Below are 14,925 nucleotides of genomic sequence, written 5' to 3' on the forward strand. Positions count from 1 at the left end.
GAATGTTTCGCCCCATTGTTCGGATCGTGGCCGACAATAGCGACGGTTCCCTTGCCGGCAAGGGCGGGATCGATCCCGGCCAAACTGTGGCCCGGATAGCACCGGGAAAGCGCCGACCATGGCCGTTACGTGCGATTAAGGCCGGCCTGATACATTCGCTGAGTCCGATCGGGGAATGTGGCCATGAGCCAGCGCGCGTTCATCACCCTGCTTATCCTGCTGGCGGTGCTCGTGGCACTGTCGGCCACGCCTTTCCCCGGCGCCATGATCGGCTTCCTGTTCGGCATCGCCATCGCCTTCTTCGTCGCCGGGCCGGCTATGCTGGTCGGCAAGGTGCTGGAGAGTAACGGCATTGCGATATCCGGTGAGACGGCATTGTGGGTGTTTGCCGGCTTTTATGCGCTGCTCATTCTCTTCGCCGCCTTCCAGATCTGGCGCCGGCTTCAGCGCCAGGACCCCGACCAGGCGCGATCCGCTGGCATGCGGCTGGCGCTGCTCGTCGCGCTGCCCGCGATGGCGTGGCTGTCGGTGAACGCAATGCAGGAAGCCTGGCCGTGAGGCTGCCGATCTACGGCAACCTCGCGGATAAGGCTTGGCTCACCGCTTCGGCCCGAAACCGGGATAAGGGTTGAGCGGCACGATCGCCGCGATGTCCATCATGCCGGCCTCGATCAACGGCAGCGTGGCAAGGTGGCCGCGTACTTCCTTTTCGTCGGTAGCCTCGAACATCATGCCGCTGCCGGGAATGTCGCCGCGGTTCCAGATCTGGCGCACGGCGCCTTGCGCGTAGAGTGTCTTGCGCTGCTCGGACTCTGGCGGCAGCAGCGGCGCGAAATCGGCGTCGCCGAACTTCTGGGTGTTGCGCGTAAGCAGGGCAAAGAACTGCATGGCGGTCTCCTTTGTGGCTGGTTGATGCCAGGAGATATCGCGCCGACTGGCCAGACTGTCCAAGACTGATTAGGCTATAGTTGAGATCTTCGAGGACCTGAACCGGGGAGCAAAAAAGATGCTCGACCTGCGCCAGATCAGATATTTCGTCGCCGTCGCCGAGGCCGGCAATGTCGGCCGCGCCGCCGCGCAGTTGCATATCTCGCAATCGCCCTTGAGCCGGCAGATCATGCAGCTCGAGGAGCAGTTGGGTGTCGCACTGTTCGAACGGGCGAAGCAGCGCGTCCATCTCAACGCCGAGGGCAGGGCTTTCCTTGCCGAGGCCCGCGCCTTGCTTGCCAACGCGACGCGGCTGGAAGAGCTCGGCCGCAGCCTCGCCAGCGGCGCCACAGGCAGCCTCGCCATCGGCTATGTCGAGGGCGCGGTGCATTCCGGACTGGTCGCCGCCATGCTGCGGGATTTCCGCCGCGCGCGGCCGGATTTCCATCTGCAATTGCGCAGCCGGCGGACGGCCGCGCAGTTCGAGGATCTGCGGCAGCGCGTGCTCGATCTCGGCTTCGTCTATTCGCCGGCGCCGGAGGGCGATCCGGATGTTGAAAGCATGCTGGTGCGGCGCGAGCCGCTGGTGCTCGCGCTGCCGGAGGGCGATCCGCTGGCCGATGTCGCCGACATTGCGCCCGGCCACCTCGACGGCCGCGTCTGGATCACCGTCGTGCGCCAGCCTGGCGACACCAACCGCGCGCAGTTCCTTGCGGCCTGCGCAGAATCCGGTTTCATGCCCGATATCGCCTATGAGACCGCCGATCCCTTGACCTCGCTCGGCCTGGTCAGCGCCGGCCTCGGTCTCGCCACGGTCCAGGAAAGCTTGCGAAGCGCAGCACCCACCGGCGTGATCTTCCGCGACCTGCCATGGTTCAAGCGCAGCGTGTCGATCCATCTCGCCTGGCGGCGGGATGACCGGCGGGCGGTGGTTGGGGATTTGAGGGAGGCAGTGAATAGTGAATAGTGAATAGTGAATAGTGAATAGTGAATAGTGAATAGTGAATAGTGAATAGAAGGCCTTCAGTAGACGGCGGCGCAAAGTTGCGCAGCCTCACCATTCACCATTCACCATTCACTATTCACCACTTACTACTCACATCTTATCGATCACCGCCCTTACGCCCTCCGTCGGCGCGTCGACCGACGATCCGGCCACCATGATGGCGGCGACGATCGCTTCCGGGTCGTTGACCACCAGCGGCTTCACCCGCTGCGCGGTGTGGATGAAGCCTTCGGCCGACATGTGCTCCAGCAGCGCCAGCATCGGGTCCCAGAAGCCCTTGACGTTGGCGAAAACGATCGGCTTGCGGTGATGGCCGAGTTGCGCCCAGGTCATGATCTCGACGATCTCCTCGACCGTGCCGATGCCACCGGGCAGCGCCACAAAGGCGTCGGATTTTTCGAACATGCTGTGCTTGCGCTCGTGCATGTTGTCGGTGATCAGCAATTCGTCGAGCTTGTCGAGCGCAGTCTCGGTCGCCTCCCTGTTGATCAGGAAGCGCGGGATGATGCCGGTGACCTTGCCGCCGGCCTTGAGCGCGCCATCGGCGACGGCGCCCATGATGCCCTTGGTGCCGCCGCCATAGATCAAGCGCAGTCCGGATTTGGCAAGCGAGCGGCCGAGTGTGTGGCCGGCCTTGATATAGGCCTCGTCGCGGCCCGGAGACGAGCCGCAATAGACGCAGACGGATCGAATCGTGTTCATGGCGATGATTGGTGATGGGGACGGTTGGCGCGGTCAAGCCCGCGGACGGGCTTTTTCTTGTCGGACTCGGGAAAACACGCTAGACCGGGCGTTAGGTGGCTAAGGGGGCAATACGGAATTATGGCTATCAATCCTTCTAAGGCGTTTTTGTTCGCGGCGGGCGGCGTTGTCGCCGTCGCGGCGGTCGCCTACGGGTCGGGTGCGCTCGACCCTTACATCAACAACCAGAAACCGGCGCAGGTCGCGGCGCTGCCGCAAACCAATGCGAAACCGGCCGAATCCTCGAGCACGAGCACAGAGGGGCGCGTGCCCCAGGCTCCGGCGAACACAATGGCTCCGGCCAACACGATGGCGCCTGCCAATAAGATGGCGCCGGCGAATAACGCCATGGCGCCGGCCAACACAATGGCATCGGCCAACAACGCGGCGGCTCCGGCCGCCCAGGCGCCCGCCGCCGCGGCTGGTCCGACACTGCCGACCTTCGATGTCGTGCGCGTCGAGAGCAATGGTTCGCTCGTCGTCGCCGGTAGCGCCGCGCCCAACGCCAAGGTCGAGATCCTGAATGGCGGCACCGTGCTTGGATCGACCGATTCCGGTCCTGACGGCGCCTTCGCCATCGTGCTCGACAACCCGTTGAAGCCTGGCGACTATACGATCACGCTGCGCCAGACGGTTGGCGGCACGGCTGTCGCCTCGGCCCAGACCGCGGTGGTCTCGGTGCCGCAGAGCCCGACGGGCCAAGTGCTGGCGATGGTCGAGGAACCCGGCAAGGCGTCCCAGCTGATCACCGTCCCTGAGGCCGAGACCAAGCCGGCGGCGCCGGCCGCGACCGATCAGGCTGCGGCGCCGGCGAAGCAGGCTCCGGCAACGCCCGCACCGGCTGCGTCGAGCTCGGATAGAGCCCCGGCTGCGACCGTGCCGGCCGCCACCGACCAGGCGTCTGCTCCGGCGGCCGCTGCGGCGGAGCCCAAGATCGCCGTCGAAGCGGTCGAGATCGACGGCAGCAAGATCTTCGTCGCCGGGACGGCTGATCCCGGTCGCAAGGTGCGCGCCTATGCCGACGCCATCCTGCTCGGCGATGCCAAAACCTCGCCCGACGGCCATTTCCTGATCGAGGCGACGCGCGACATTCCGGTCGGCAACTACACCATCCATGTCGACGGGCTGGATGACGACGGCGTCAAGGTCGTCGCCCGCGCCGCCGTGCCGTTCGAGCGCGAGCCCGGCGAGTCAATCGCCGCCGTCGCCCCGACCGAAACAAAGACAGGCGAGGCCAAGCCTGCCGAGACCAAGCTCGCACAGGTCCAGGGCGCCGGGTCTCAGGCCGCGGAGGCCAAGCCGGCAACGGCCGCCGAGGCGCCAGCCGCTGCTGCGACCGGCGAGGCCCCCGCCAAGGTCGCCGAGGCGACGCCTTCGACAGACGTGCCAGAGACGGTCGCGCCAAAGCTCGAACATGCCGACGGCGCCGCCGTCATCATCCGCCGCAACGACACGCTCTGGCGCATCTCGCGCCGCGTCTACGGCCACGGCGTGCGCTATTCCACCATCTATCTCGCCAACCAGGACCAGATCCGCAATCCCGACCGCATCTGGCCGGGCCAGGTGTTCAAGGTGCCGTCCAAGTCGAAGGAAGGCGAGGATGCCGACATGAAGGCCATGGGCGAGCAGATGACAGCCGCGCCGGCGAAGACGGAGTAGGGGCGCTTCGTCTTTCTAGGGCGGAGCAAGGAGCGAAGCGACGCGCGCAGACCCTAGAATCCATGCCGTGACATAAAGGCGATGCCACGGTGCAGACCTATCTTTTTCAGGCATCCTACGGAGTCCCATTCTCGATCGCCGCATCTCGCGCGAACGTCCCGGCATGGATTCTAGGGTCTACGCGACGCTTCGCGTCGCTCCGCCCTAGAATGATGAACGAGAGGGCTGCGACCTCCTTCAGACAAATCTACCCATCCGCCTAGCTTGCCCTCTCACTATCCATCGTCTATCGCCGATGGACGATGATCGAATCCCCCGTAACCCGCTGCAGCGACAGCCACGCTATGGCGCTCCGCATGGCGGCGCTGTCGCATCCGGCGCGCATCGAAATCCTGAAGCGCCTCTCGGCCAGCCGCTGCTGCTCGTGCCGTGAGGTGGTCGACCATCTCGACCTCGCCCAGTCGACTGTCTCGCAGCATCTGAAGATACTGGTAGAGGCGGGGCTGGTCCGCTTCGAGGCCGACCGGCAGCGTTCGCGCTACGCGGTCGACCATGCCGCGCTTGCGGGTGTCTCGGCCTCGCTCATCCAACTCGTCAACTTCTGCTGCCCGGCTCCGAATCCAGGAGAAAGAGCATGATGCCGTTCGAAAAGTCGCTCTGCGCTTTCGGCATCATGCTCCGGCGCTGACACTCTCACCCAAAAGGCAAGACTAGTGGCCGAAAAGACCGTATCCGCCGAAGCCGGCACCCTCACGACCCTGCGCAACCTGTGGCCCTATATGTGGCCGGCCGACCGCGCCGATCTCAGAGCCCGCGTCACCTGGGCGACGCTGCTTCTGGTCGTCGCCAAGCTCACCTTGGTCGCCGGTCCGTATTTCTTCAAATGGGCGACCGACGCGCTGGCCCATGCCTCGAAGACGCCGCCGCCGCTGCCGTCCTTCCTGCTGGCGCCGGTGGCGCTGGTCATCGCCTATAACGTGCTGCGCCTGATCCAGCTCGGCTTCAACCAGTTGCGCGACGCGCTGTTCGCCCGGGTCGGCCAGTATGCGGTGCGCCAACTCGCCTTCCGCACCTTCGTCCACATGCATCAGCTGTCGCTGCGCTTCCATCTCGAGCGTCGCACCGGCGGCCTGTCGCGCATCATCGAGCGCGGCACCAAGGGCATTGAGACGATCGTGCGCTTCATCATGCTGAACACGGCGCCGACCATCCTCGAATTCGCGCTGACGGCCGGCATATTCGCCTTCACCTATGGCTGGAAATACGTCGCCGTGGTCGCCGTCACCGTCAGCCTCTATGTCTGGTTCACCGTCAAGGCGAGCGACTGGCGTATCTCGATCCGCCGCGACATGAACGACAGCGACACCGACGCCAACACCAAGGCGATCGACTCTCTGCTCAACTTCGAGACCGTCAAATATTTCACCAATGAGCGCATGGAAGCCGAGCGCTTCGACCGCTCGATGGCGCGCTACGAGACCGCCGCGACGAAAACCTGGACCTCGCTCGGCTGGCTGAATTTTGGCCAAGGCGTCATCTTCGGTCTGGGCACCGTCATCGTCATGTGCATGTCGGCGCTGGAGGTGCAGGCCGGCAGGCAGACGGTCGGCGATTTCGTCTTCATCAATGCCATGCTGATCCAGCTTTCGGTGCCGCTCAACTTCATTGGCTTCATCTACCGCGAAATCCGGCAAGGGTTGACCGACATCGAGCATATGTTCGACCTGCTCGACGTGCCGCAGGAAATCGTCGACAAGCCGGATGCGAAGCCGCTGAAGGTCGGCCCCGGCAAGGTCGAGTTCCGTGACGTGCACTTCTCCTACGATCCGAACCGCAAGATTCTGAAAGGTGTTTCCTTCGAGGTGCCGGCCGGCAAGACGGTGGCGATCGTCGGACCGTCCGGCGCCGGCAAGTCGACTATTTCGCGGCTTTTGTTCCGTTTCTACGACGTGCAGGGCGGCCAGGTGCTGATCGACGGCCAGGACATTCGCGACGTCACGCAGGAGAGCCTGCGCGCCATGCTCGGCATGGTGCCGCAGGACACCGTGCTCTTCAACGACACCATCGCCTACAACATCCGCTACGGTCGCGTGGGCGCCAGCGAGGAGGAGGTGCGCAAGGCGGCCGAGCTCGCCCAGATCGGCCCGTTCATCGACAAGCTGCCCGAAGGCTACCGCTCGATGGTCGGCGAACGCGGGCTGAAACTGTCGGGCGGCGAGAAGCAGCGCGTGGCCATCGCCCGCACCATCCTCAAGGCGCCGCCGATCCTGATGCTGGACGAGGCGACCTCGGCGCTGGACAGCCACACCGAGCAGGAGATCCAGGCCGCGCTCGACCTCGTCAGCAAGGGCCGCACCACCATAGTGATTGCCCACCGCCTGTCGACGGTGATCTCGGCCGACGAGATCATCGTGCTGAAGGACGGCCAGATCGCCGAGCGCGGCACCCACGCGGCGTTGCTCGCCAAGCACGGCCTCTACGCCTCGATGTGGGACCGCCAGCGCGAAGCGACCGAAGCCGAAGAGCGCCTGCGCATCGCGCGCGAGAGCGATGAGTTGGGGGTGGTTGTGAGGAGAAGGACGGCAGAGGTGAGCTAGCGCCGACTTCCCCTTCTCCCCTTGTGGGAGAAGGTGGCCTCGCGAAGCGAGGTCGGATGAGGGGTGTTCCAGCTTTGCGATACGTTCGAAATCGCCACCGCCTCGTTCCTTCCAACACCCCTCATCCGTCTCGGCGCTCCGCGCCGATCCACCTTCTCCCACAAGGGGAGAAGGAGAAGTCGGCGCAAAATCCCCCTTGACCTCAACTTACCTTGAGCTTGCAAACCGTCTCCGAGCCACCTGCCAGGCAACTTTCCCAAACGGAGACAGATCGAAATGACCACCAAAAACCACCGAACCGGCAGCGTGTTCCGGGTCGACAAATTCGTCGTGCCGGCGGAAGCGCGCGACGAAATCCTCAGCAAGGCCAGGATGACGCATGAACTGCTGCGCCAGCAGGAAGGGTTCGTGCAGGATTTCCTGCTCGAACAATTCTCCGGCCCGGGCGAGTTCAACATCGTCACCGTGGTCGAATGGGAAAGCCAGGCGGCGGTCGACAAGGTGGTGCCGATCGTCAAGGCGGCGCATGAGCGCATCGCGTTCAGCGCGCAGGAAACCATCGCGCGCCTTGGCGTCAAGGCCGACATCGCCAACTACCAGCGCGTGCCGGAGGTGTAAGAAGGCCATCCGGCCCCCGGCGCGGACACAGCGATGCTCAGCACCTGGCCGGTGCGGGCGTCGCTCACCATGTTTTCGAAACCCCGCCATTCGGCGGCAAGGACGAACAGCGTCCTGCCGTCGGTTCCACCCAGCATGCAGGCAAAGCAGCCGCGATCGACCTCGACACCGTCGATTTTGTCGCCGCCTTCGCGCACCCTGACACAATGCCGGTTCGGCACGTCGGCATACCAGACACAGCCTTCGGCATCGATACAGATGCCGTCGGGATAGTCGTTGCCGAGATCGGCCCAAACACGCCGCTTGGAAAGGCCCCCGTCTTCGCCGATGTCGAAGGCAGTCAGCCGCCTGGCGTGGGATTCGGCGACGATCAGTGTCCGGTTGTCCGGCGTCACCGCCATGCCGTTGGCGAAGGCGATGTCCTCGGCGACCTGCCGAACCGTGCCGTCCGGCATGATCAGCACGATCGTGCCTGGCCCGAAATGCTCGCCCGGCGCCGGCGCCGGCCCACCGCCATTGACATAGATGTTGCCGCGCCCGTCGACGACGATTTCGTTCCAGGGGCTTTTCGACAGTCCCCGCAGATCGGCATGGGTGACGAGCGCTCCGTCCGCTTCCTGCCGGAGCAGAAGGCCTTCCCGGCCGGAAACGACAAGCAATCGTCCATCCGGCAGCCAGTCGATCGAATAGGGCAGGACTGCCGGTACGGTCAGCATGACCTCGCTCTTGCCGCCTTCGTCCACGGCAAGAATCTCGCCGGTGCCCCAGTTGCAGAGCCAGAGCCGCCCGTCATGCCAGCGCGGTGACTCGCCGAAGGCAAGGCCCTCAGTGACGATATTGGCTTTCCTGGCCGATTTCGATGACGACATTTGGCTGGCTCCGTTGGCGGGTTCTCCAGCCTAGGACGGATCAGCTTATGCCGCGCCGACATAGTCCTTCAGTGATTTAAGCCCGCCTATCGATCGGGCCGCAGCGCCAGCAAACCTGGCTATTCTGGTGCCTTTCAAATCCAACGTCTGATGATATCGTCGCGCCATAGAGAATCTCGCCATCGTTTTCGTCTCAGGAAAGCATTTTCGATGTTTGGCTTTTTCTCACGCAAATCCAACAGGGGCTCCGAGAGGAAATCGCTGGCTTCCGCAGATAGGGCAAGTAGCGTTCTGGTATCCTCGATCATGGTGCCTCGTTCGAAGATCGAACAGGCCGACGAAAGGTCATTTCATCTCGTCTTCGCTGTTATGCAATTCGTAGTGACGATGGTTTCCAAAGGGCTCTATCGCTATCCGGAGATCAACCCTAAGGCGATGCAGGTCTTTCATGCGGACCAGTACTCCTTGGAGGTGAAGAACGGCGGCCATAGTCAATTCATCCATAATGCAGGCAGCGAAATCGACACCATGATTGCCAACGCCAGAGCCGGACTCAGCGCGTGCGGGGCAAAAGGGCAGCTGGCGACGTTGGAAAAGATGTCAGCTTGGGTTGCCAAGCATCCCGACGAAGCGGCGAAACAAACGGGCTTCGAGGGCGGCCGCGACGATTTCTTGGATACACTTGACGATGCTTTCTACGAGGCCGATGACACCATGCCGATGGAGGATTTGCTCGCGCGTTGGATCGCTTCTTGGCCCGATCTGCAAATTGTCGATGATGACAACTACGATGACGCGATCGATCGACTAGTGCTGTCCAACCCCCAGCGCGAGGGCAGGCTTCTTCACGAGTCGGTTGGCAAACTGGCGCGTCAGATGTTGAGCCAGCGCGAAGTCGGCGCCGGCCTCGCCTGTGCAACGATATCGCCATTGGAGATCAAACTGGGGTTCGGCATGGCGAGGATGCTGGACGTCGAAGGCGAAAAGCAGATGATCTTCCAACTGCGCACCAGCGCTAACGAGCTTCGGCTATGCGCCGCGACAAAGACACGCGTCGCAGTTTACGAGTATATCGCCCCTGAAGACCCTCCTGTCATGCGCCCGGGTGAGAACCCGTTGGGAGCTAACGCACCGAGTGTCGGGACACTGCTTGGACGCGCGGAACAGTCGGAGATTGAGACAGTGATCCAACTGTCTGAACAAAATCACGCTCCCGTGGCTGTCGACCTTCTGCTACGCAAGGCCGGCTTTGATCCACTAGGTGCCATCGTTTCAGCTAACTCGGTGGCGCAAACGGCGGAGGGGCCAGTTGTGAATTGGGTGGTGCTGGCGTGTGACCGGACCTTCCTCTCGCTGTCTTCGCCGAATGGCAGTGTACTCTTGTGTGGCGAGGATTACGAAAAGCTCGCCGAGGCCACGATGCCTGAACTCGGCGCGCACTTTGATCGCTCAGCTGCCGCCCGGTAATTACCTGCCCGCGTTCGCGGTATCCGTGCCCCGCCTATCCCCCATTGTTGCGTTGCGGGGAGGGGGGCTTTCCGCTATTGAGGCGCAACCTGAAACAGGGACCGCCCCAAGCCTCATGACGCTTCTCGACTCGGTCAAGAATAGTTTCGTTCCGATCCATCGCGAAGGCTATCCCTTCATCGCCGCCTTCGCCGCGGCAACGCTGTTTCTCGGCTATTTCTCGTCGATCCTGTTCTGGATCGGGCTGATCCTCACCGCTTGGTGCGTCTATTTCTACCGCGATCCCGAGCGCGTCACGCCGGTCGACGACCGGCTGGTGGTGAGCCCGGCAGATGGGGTGATCTCGGCGGTCGGACCGGCCGTGCCGCCGAGCGAGCTTGGCCTGGGCTCGGGCGAGATGACCCGCATCTCGGTGTTCATGAACGTGTTTTCCTGCCACATCAACCGTGCTCCGGTGCGCGGCAGGATCACCCGCATCGAGCATAAGCCCGGCAAATTCCTCAATGCCGAGCTCGACAAGGCAAGCGCGGAGAACGAGCGCAACGGGCTGGTCATCGACAGTCCCAACGGCACGATTGCCGCCGTCCAGATCGCCGGGTTCGTTGCGCGCCGCATCGTCTGCTGGGCCGAGGCCGAGGGCTCGATCGCGATCGGCGAGCGTTTCGGCCTGATCCGCTTCGGCTCGCGCGTCGACGTCTTCCTGCCGTCAGGCGCCGTGCCGCGCGTCGCGGTCGGCCAGACGGCGGTGGGCGGTGAGACCGTGCTTGCCGAGTTCGGCGGCACGGCGGTCACGCCACTGGTCAGGATTTCCTGAGCGTTGGGCGCGCCGTTCAAAAAATTCGAGGCCCATGCCAGCGGCGGTCCGCGCATCCGCGAGATCCCGATGCGCATGGTGCTGCCCAATCTGGTCACGGTGCTTGCCATCTGCGCCGGCCTTTCGGGCATCCGCTTCGCCTTCGAGAACCGCTTCGAGATCGCCGTGGTCATGGTGCTGCTCGCCGCCTTCCTCGACGGCATCGACGGGCGGCTGGCGCGCATGCTGAAGGCCACCTCGAAATTCGGCGCGCAGATGGATTCGCTGGCCGACATCGTCAATTTCGGCGTGGCGCCGGCTTTGGTGCTCTACGCCTTCCTGCTCGATCGCGCCGGCTCGCCGGGCTGGATCGCAGCACTTCTCTTCACCATCGCCTGCGGCATGCGGCTTGCCCGCTTCAACGTGCTGGCCGACGACACCGACCAACCCGCATGGCAGACCGAATATTTCGTCGGCGTGCCGGCCCCGGCGGGTGCCGTGCTGGTCATGCTGCCGCTCTATCTCTATTTCCTGCGGCTGGGGCTGGAGCCGACGCGGCCGGCCGCCTTCATCGCCACCGGCTTCACCGTGCTTATCGCTTTCCTTCTGGTCAGCCGCCTGCCGGTCTATTCGGGCAAGAGCGTCAAGGTGCCGGGCGACAGGGTGCTGCCGGTGATCCTCGGCGTGGTGCTCTACATCCTCTTGCTGATGACCTATCCCTGGTACACGCTGACCGCTTCGGTCGGCGGCTATCTGCTGTTCCTGCCGTTCAGCGTGCGCGCTTATTCGAAGCGGGCGCGGCTGGAAGGGGAAAAGGTGCCGCCTTCGGATATCGGGTAGCGTCGGCGATCTATCTAAGCCGCCACGCCCAGCCCCAGCCGGTCGATCGCCAGCTTGCGGGCCGAGATGTAATCGGTCTTGCCCGAGCCCAGCACCGGGATTTCTTCCACCTTGATGATGTCGTTGGGCACCATCAGCTCGGCCGCGCCGGCTTTCTTGCCGAACTGGCGCAGTTCCTCGGCACTGGCGTCGTCGGCGGTGGTGACCAGCACGATGCGCTCGCCACGCCTCTTGTCGGGCACGGCAACCGCCGCGTGGCGCTCTTCCGGCCATAGCGACTGCACCAGCATCTCGACGGCGCCCAGCGACACCATCTCGCCGGCGATCTTGGCGAAGCGTTTGGCCCGCCCGCGTATGGTGATGAAGCCTTCGCGGTCGATCGAAACGATGTCGCCGGTGTCGTGCCAGCCTTCCAGCGGCTGCAATTCGCCGGGACGGTCGGCGGTCATGTAGCCCATCATCATGTTCGGCCCGTCGAGCCACAGCCGGCCGCCCTCGGCGATGCCTTCGACCGGCTCCAGCTTCATGCGGATGGCCGGCAGCGGCCGCCCGACCGTGCCGTCGCGGCCATGGATGGCGGTGTTCACGGCCACTACCGGAGCCGCCTCGGTCAGCCCGAAACCTTCGACGATCGAGGCCTGGAAACGGTCACGGTAGGTGCGCCGTGTTTCCGGCTTCACCGCTTCCGCGCCGGCCACGACGAAGCGCAGGCTGGAAAAGTCGCCGTCCTTGGCGGTGCGCGCGTAATTGGCGAGGAAGGTGTCGGTGCCGAACATCACGGTCGGCTTCACCTTGCGGGCGATCTCCGGGATGATCTTGTAGTGCAGCGGCGAGGGATAGAGGAACAGCTTTATCCCCAGCACCAGCGGCAGGATGGTGCCGCCGGTCAACCCGAAGGAGTGGAACACCGGCAGCACGTTGAGCAGGATATCGGCCGGCGAGACTGAGACGCGCGCCTCGGCCTGCATGACATTGGCAAGCAGGTTGCGGTTCGACAGCACCACTGCCTTCGGCGTGCCTTCCGAGCCGGAGGTGAACAGGATCACCGCCGGTTTGCCCGCCTGCTGCCGCTGCAACGGCAAGCGCCATAGAAGTGCGGCCGCGATCTTGTCCAGCGTGGTCACGCTGGCGCGCACATCCTCCAGCCACAGCATCTTGGCGCCGCCTGCCTCGACCGCGGCGACGATGTCGTCGATGGCGGCCTTTTCGATGAAGGCGCGGGACGAGATCACGGTGCGGATGACGGCGGTGCGGATCGCCGCGGTTACGCTCGCCGGGCCGGCGGTGTAGTTGATCATCGCCGCGACGCGGCCCGCGGAGATCAGGCCGACGAAGGATAGCACCACGCCATTGGCGTTGGGCAACAGCACGCCGACCGCTTCGCCCGGCGCCGTCACCGCCTCGAAATGGCGGCCGAGCACGCGCGCGCCGATGAACAGCTTGCGGTAGCTGAGCGAGCCGGAAATCACATCCTCGATGATCGGATGCGAAGGGCCGACGCGATCGGCGGCGTCGCGCATGGCAAGGAAGAGGCCACGGTCGAGATTGGTGCCGTAGAGCCGCGCCTCGGCGAAACGGTCGAACAGCGCGTTGGTGTTGGAGGCCATGTCGGGATTGCGCGCCACCAATTCGGCGATGGTCATTGGCTCCAGCACGCTCATCGAAAGCCGCGGGAACCAGTGGCGCGGCGCTTTCTCGTTCGGCGTCAGCGACACCGGCAGGTCGCGTGTGCCGGCAACGAAGATCGGCACGATGCTCGCGTCGGCCTGCATGGCGATGCGGGTTATGGCGCGAAACAGCCGGAAGGATTTGACGTCCGGCTCGACATTGTCGGGCAGGTATACGGCAAGCCGCCCCTTGCCCTTCAGCACGCGCACCAGCCGCCGGCTGACGTAGACATGCTCGGCGTTGAAGGCGATCGTGCGCCCAAGCTCGCGCCACGGTTCCAGCCAGGGCGAGCGCGCCGAGGCCTCGTCCAGGATATGCAGCGTGTCGTCGGGAAGCAGCGACAGCATCAGCGCCGGTTCGATGCGCGACTGGTGCGAGACCACGTAGATCACCGGCGTCTTGGCGCTGCGGGCAATGCGGATGCGGTTGTCGGCGATGCGGTAGGCGAGCTTGAACGGCACATAGAGCAGCGCCTGGGTGAAGCGCAGGTCGAGCCGGAACCTCTCGATCACCGCGATCAGCAGCCAGGCAAGAACAAGGCCCGCCAGCAGCGCCAGGGTCAGGATCATGCCGCTCTCTCCCAGTCTCCTCCAGGGCGCGGCTCTTGAACGGCCGCTTCGGGGCAGAGGGTAGCGGAAGCGTGGGCAAGGTCAATGTGGGGTGATGCAGCGCCTCGATCTCCACTTGAAAAGCTATGACATATGTCGTAAATAAAGTGACACGTGACGTGAGACGTAAAAATGGCCAGTTTTCCGACGGGGTTTGCCGAAGCACTGCATATGGAACCGGAGTTCGAACGGCTGGTCGACCTGTTCGGTGGGCCGAAGGTTCTTGGATCCTCGGTATCCAACCCGCTCGAGGCCCATGAAATGATCCTGCATGGAATTCCAAGCCAGGCTCTGGAAAGCCTTGTCAGGCAACTGACCGTCATCGAAGCAGACGCCTTCGAGGCGGCATTCGGCATGAGCGAGCGGACATTTCAGCGGCACAAATCGGATCACTCCAGGACGCTCAATCGGGAGCAGGGCTCAAGGACCTGGAATTTCGCCAGGGTTCTCACCAAGGCCACGTCCATTCTCGGCACTCAGGAAGCGGCCGAAAAGTGGATGATTGAGCCCGCCATGGGCTTGGACAACCGGCGACCGATCGATCTCTTGGCCACGGCGGCGGGCACTGTCCTTGTCCAGGAATTCCTCGAGCGGCTCGACTATGGTGTCTACGCGTGACGCCTTTGCCGGGTTCTCTTGGGACGGGAGAAGTCCTCGGCTGGAGGCTTGATCACAAACGCTTCCAGGCAAGCTGGGATAGCGGCGAGGGAGCCTTCAAGCTTGGGGGAAGGTGGAACGGCAAAGGTGTCAGGGCCGTCTATGCATCCATTGACCCCTCGACCGCCATTCTGGAGGTGGCTGTACACAAAGGATTTCGCACGCTCGATACAGTCCGCCACGTGCTGACGGCATTCGAGATCGCCGATCCTTCGAAAATTCATGTTGTGGAAATCGGCGATATTCCAAACGCGAACTGGCTTCGGCCAGGCATTCCAAGCGCGGGGCAGCAACAGTTTGGCGACGGTCTGCTGGCAGAGCACCCCTTGTTTCTGATTCCAAGCGCCGTGTCCCAGCATAGCTGGAACCTGGTGTTCGATCCCGGCCGGGCGAGCGGCCTCTACAAGCCGCACCTGCAGGAGGATTTCGCGCTGGATACCAGGCTCCATCCTCCAGCTAGATAGCGTACCGTCCG

The 14,925-nt window shown here is 63.8% G+C and carries 15 protein-coding genes; 11 read left to right on the forward strand and 4 right to left on the reverse strand.

Features of this window, described 5'->3' with window-relative positions:
* The first annotated feature begins 183 nt into the window (after positions 1–183).
* On the forward strand, positions 184–558 hold the full coding sequence (locus WDX12_RS21210; RefSeq protein WP_434721887.1) for a hypothetical protein: 375 nt from the start codon (positions 184–186) through the stop codon (positions 556–558).
* Between the two features lie 39 nt (positions 559–597).
* Here the strand turns inward: WDX12_RS21210 and WDX12_RS21215 are convergent, their stop codons facing one another.
* Entirely contained in the window at positions 598–888 is a 291-nt protein-coding gene (locus WDX12_RS21215) for a muconolactone Delta-isomerase family protein (protein ID WP_320295010.1), read from the reverse strand.
* A 118-nt stretch (positions 889–1,006) separates the two neighbouring features.
* Here WDX12_RS21215 and WDX12_RS21220 point away from each other — a divergent pair, with 118 nt between their 5' ends.
* Positions 1,007–1,894: a LysR substrate-binding domain-containing protein gene (locus WDX12_RS21220; RefSeq protein WP_434721888.1), complete on the forward strand. Its 888-nt coding sequence runs from the start codon at positions 1,007–1,009 to the stop codon at positions 1,892–1,894.
* A gap of 129 nt (positions 1,895–2,023) precedes the next feature.
* Here WDX12_RS21220 and WDX12_RS21225 read toward each other — a convergent pair whose 3' ends face one another.
* Positions 2,024–2,635: a TIGR00730 family Rossman fold protein gene (locus WDX12_RS21225; RefSeq protein ID WP_434721889.1), complete on the reverse strand. Its 612-nt coding sequence runs from the start codon at positions 2,633–2,635 to the stop codon at positions 2,024–2,026.
* Between the two features lie 120 nt (positions 2,636–2,755).
* On the opposite strand from WDX12_RS21225, the gene WDX12_RS21230 reads away from it, so the two are divergent.
* The 4 genes from WDX12_RS21230 (at position 2,756) to WDX12_RS21245 (ending at position 7,548) form a co-directional block, all read left to right on the forward strand.
* Entirely contained in the window at positions 2,756–4,333 is a 1,578-nt protein-coding gene (locus WDX12_RS21230) for a LysM peptidoglycan-binding domain-containing protein (protein WP_434721890.1), read from the forward strand.
* A gap of 302 nt (positions 4,334–4,635) precedes the next feature.
* Positions 4,636–4,971 carry an ArsR/SmtB family transcription factor gene (locus WDX12_RS21235; RefSeq protein ID WP_434721891.1) on the forward strand — a complete coding sequence of 112 codons (336 nt, stop codon included), beginning with the start codon at positions 4,636–4,638 and terminating at the stop codon, positions 4,969–4,971.
* A 75-nt stretch (positions 4,972–5,046) separates the two neighbouring features.
* On the forward strand, positions 5,047–6,930 hold the full coding sequence (locus tag WDX12_RS21240; protein ID WP_320296385.1) for an ABCB family ABC transporter ATP-binding protein/permease: 1,884 nt from the start codon (positions 5,047–5,049) through the stop codon (positions 6,928–6,930).
* Between the two features lie 276 nt (positions 6,931–7,206).
* Positions 7,207–7,548 (forward strand): antibiotic biosynthesis monooxygenase, encoded by a 342-nt coding sequence (locus WDX12_RS21245; RefSeq protein ID WP_434721892.1) that lies wholly within the window; start codon positions 7,207–7,209, stop codon positions 7,546–7,548.
* Here WDX12_RS21245 and WDX12_RS21250 read toward each other — a convergent pair.
* Positions 7,524–8,417, reverse strand: coding sequence for an SMP-30/gluconolactonase/LRE family protein (locus WDX12_RS21250; RefSeq protein ID WP_434721893.1), 894 nt, complete (start codon positions 8,415–8,417; stop codon positions 7,524–7,526). The genes WDX12_RS21245 and WDX12_RS21250 overlap by 25 nt on opposite strands.
* Positions 8,418–8,627: 210 nt before the next feature.
* On the opposite strand from WDX12_RS21250, the gene WDX12_RS21255 reads away from it, so the two are divergent.
* The 3 genes from WDX12_RS21255 (at position 8,628) to WDX12_RS21265 (ending at position 11,517) form a co-directional block, all read left to right on the forward strand.
* Positions 8,628–9,884 (forward strand): DMP19 family protein, encoded by a 1,257-nt coding sequence (locus WDX12_RS21255; protein WP_434721894.1) that lies wholly within the window; start codon positions 8,628–8,630, stop codon positions 9,882–9,884.
* Between the two features lie 115 nt (positions 9,885–9,999).
* On the forward strand, positions 10,000–10,698 hold the full coding sequence (locus tag WDX12_RS21260) for a phosphatidylserine decarboxylase (protein WP_434721895.1): 699 nt from the start codon (positions 10,000–10,002) through the stop codon (positions 10,696–10,698).
* A 3-nt stretch (positions 10,699–10,701) separates the two neighbouring features.
* Complete coding sequence (locus WDX12_RS21265) at positions 10,702–11,517, forward strand: CDP-alcohol phosphatidyltransferase family protein (RefSeq protein WP_434721896.1); 816 nt, start codon at positions 10,702–10,704, stop codon at positions 11,515–11,517.
* Between the two features lie 14 nt (positions 11,518–11,531).
* Here WDX12_RS21265 and WDX12_RS21270 read toward each other — a convergent pair whose 3' ends face one another.
* The gene (locus WDX12_RS21270) at positions 11,532–13,754 is read right to left on the reverse strand and encodes an AMP-binding protein (RefSeq protein WP_320296380.1); all 2,223 of its coding nucleotides are present in this window, start codon (positions 13,752–13,754) and stop codon (positions 11,532–11,534) included.
* 171 nt (positions 13,755–13,925) lie between these two features.
* Here WDX12_RS21270 and parS point away from each other — a divergent pair, with 171 nt between their 5' ends.
* Positions 13,926–14,411: a type II RES/Xre toxin-antitoxin system antitoxin gene (parS, locus tag WDX12_RS21275; protein ID WP_320296379.1), complete on the forward strand. Its 486-nt coding sequence runs from the start codon at positions 13,926–13,928 to the stop codon at positions 14,409–14,411.
* Entirely contained in the window at positions 14,408–14,914 is a 507-nt protein-coding gene (locus WDX12_RS21280) for an RES family NAD+ phosphorylase (protein ID WP_434721897.1), read from the forward strand. Before parS ends, WDX12_RS21280 begins: the two co-directional genes overlap by 4 nt.
* Positions 14,915–14,925: the final 11 nt, after the last annotated feature.

This window comes from Mesorhizobium sp. RIZ17 (genome assembly GCF_051127865.1).
GTDB classification, from domain to species: domain Bacteria; phylum Pseudomonadota; class Alphaproteobacteria; order Rhizobiales; family Rhizobiaceae; genus Mesorhizobium; species Mesorhizobium humile.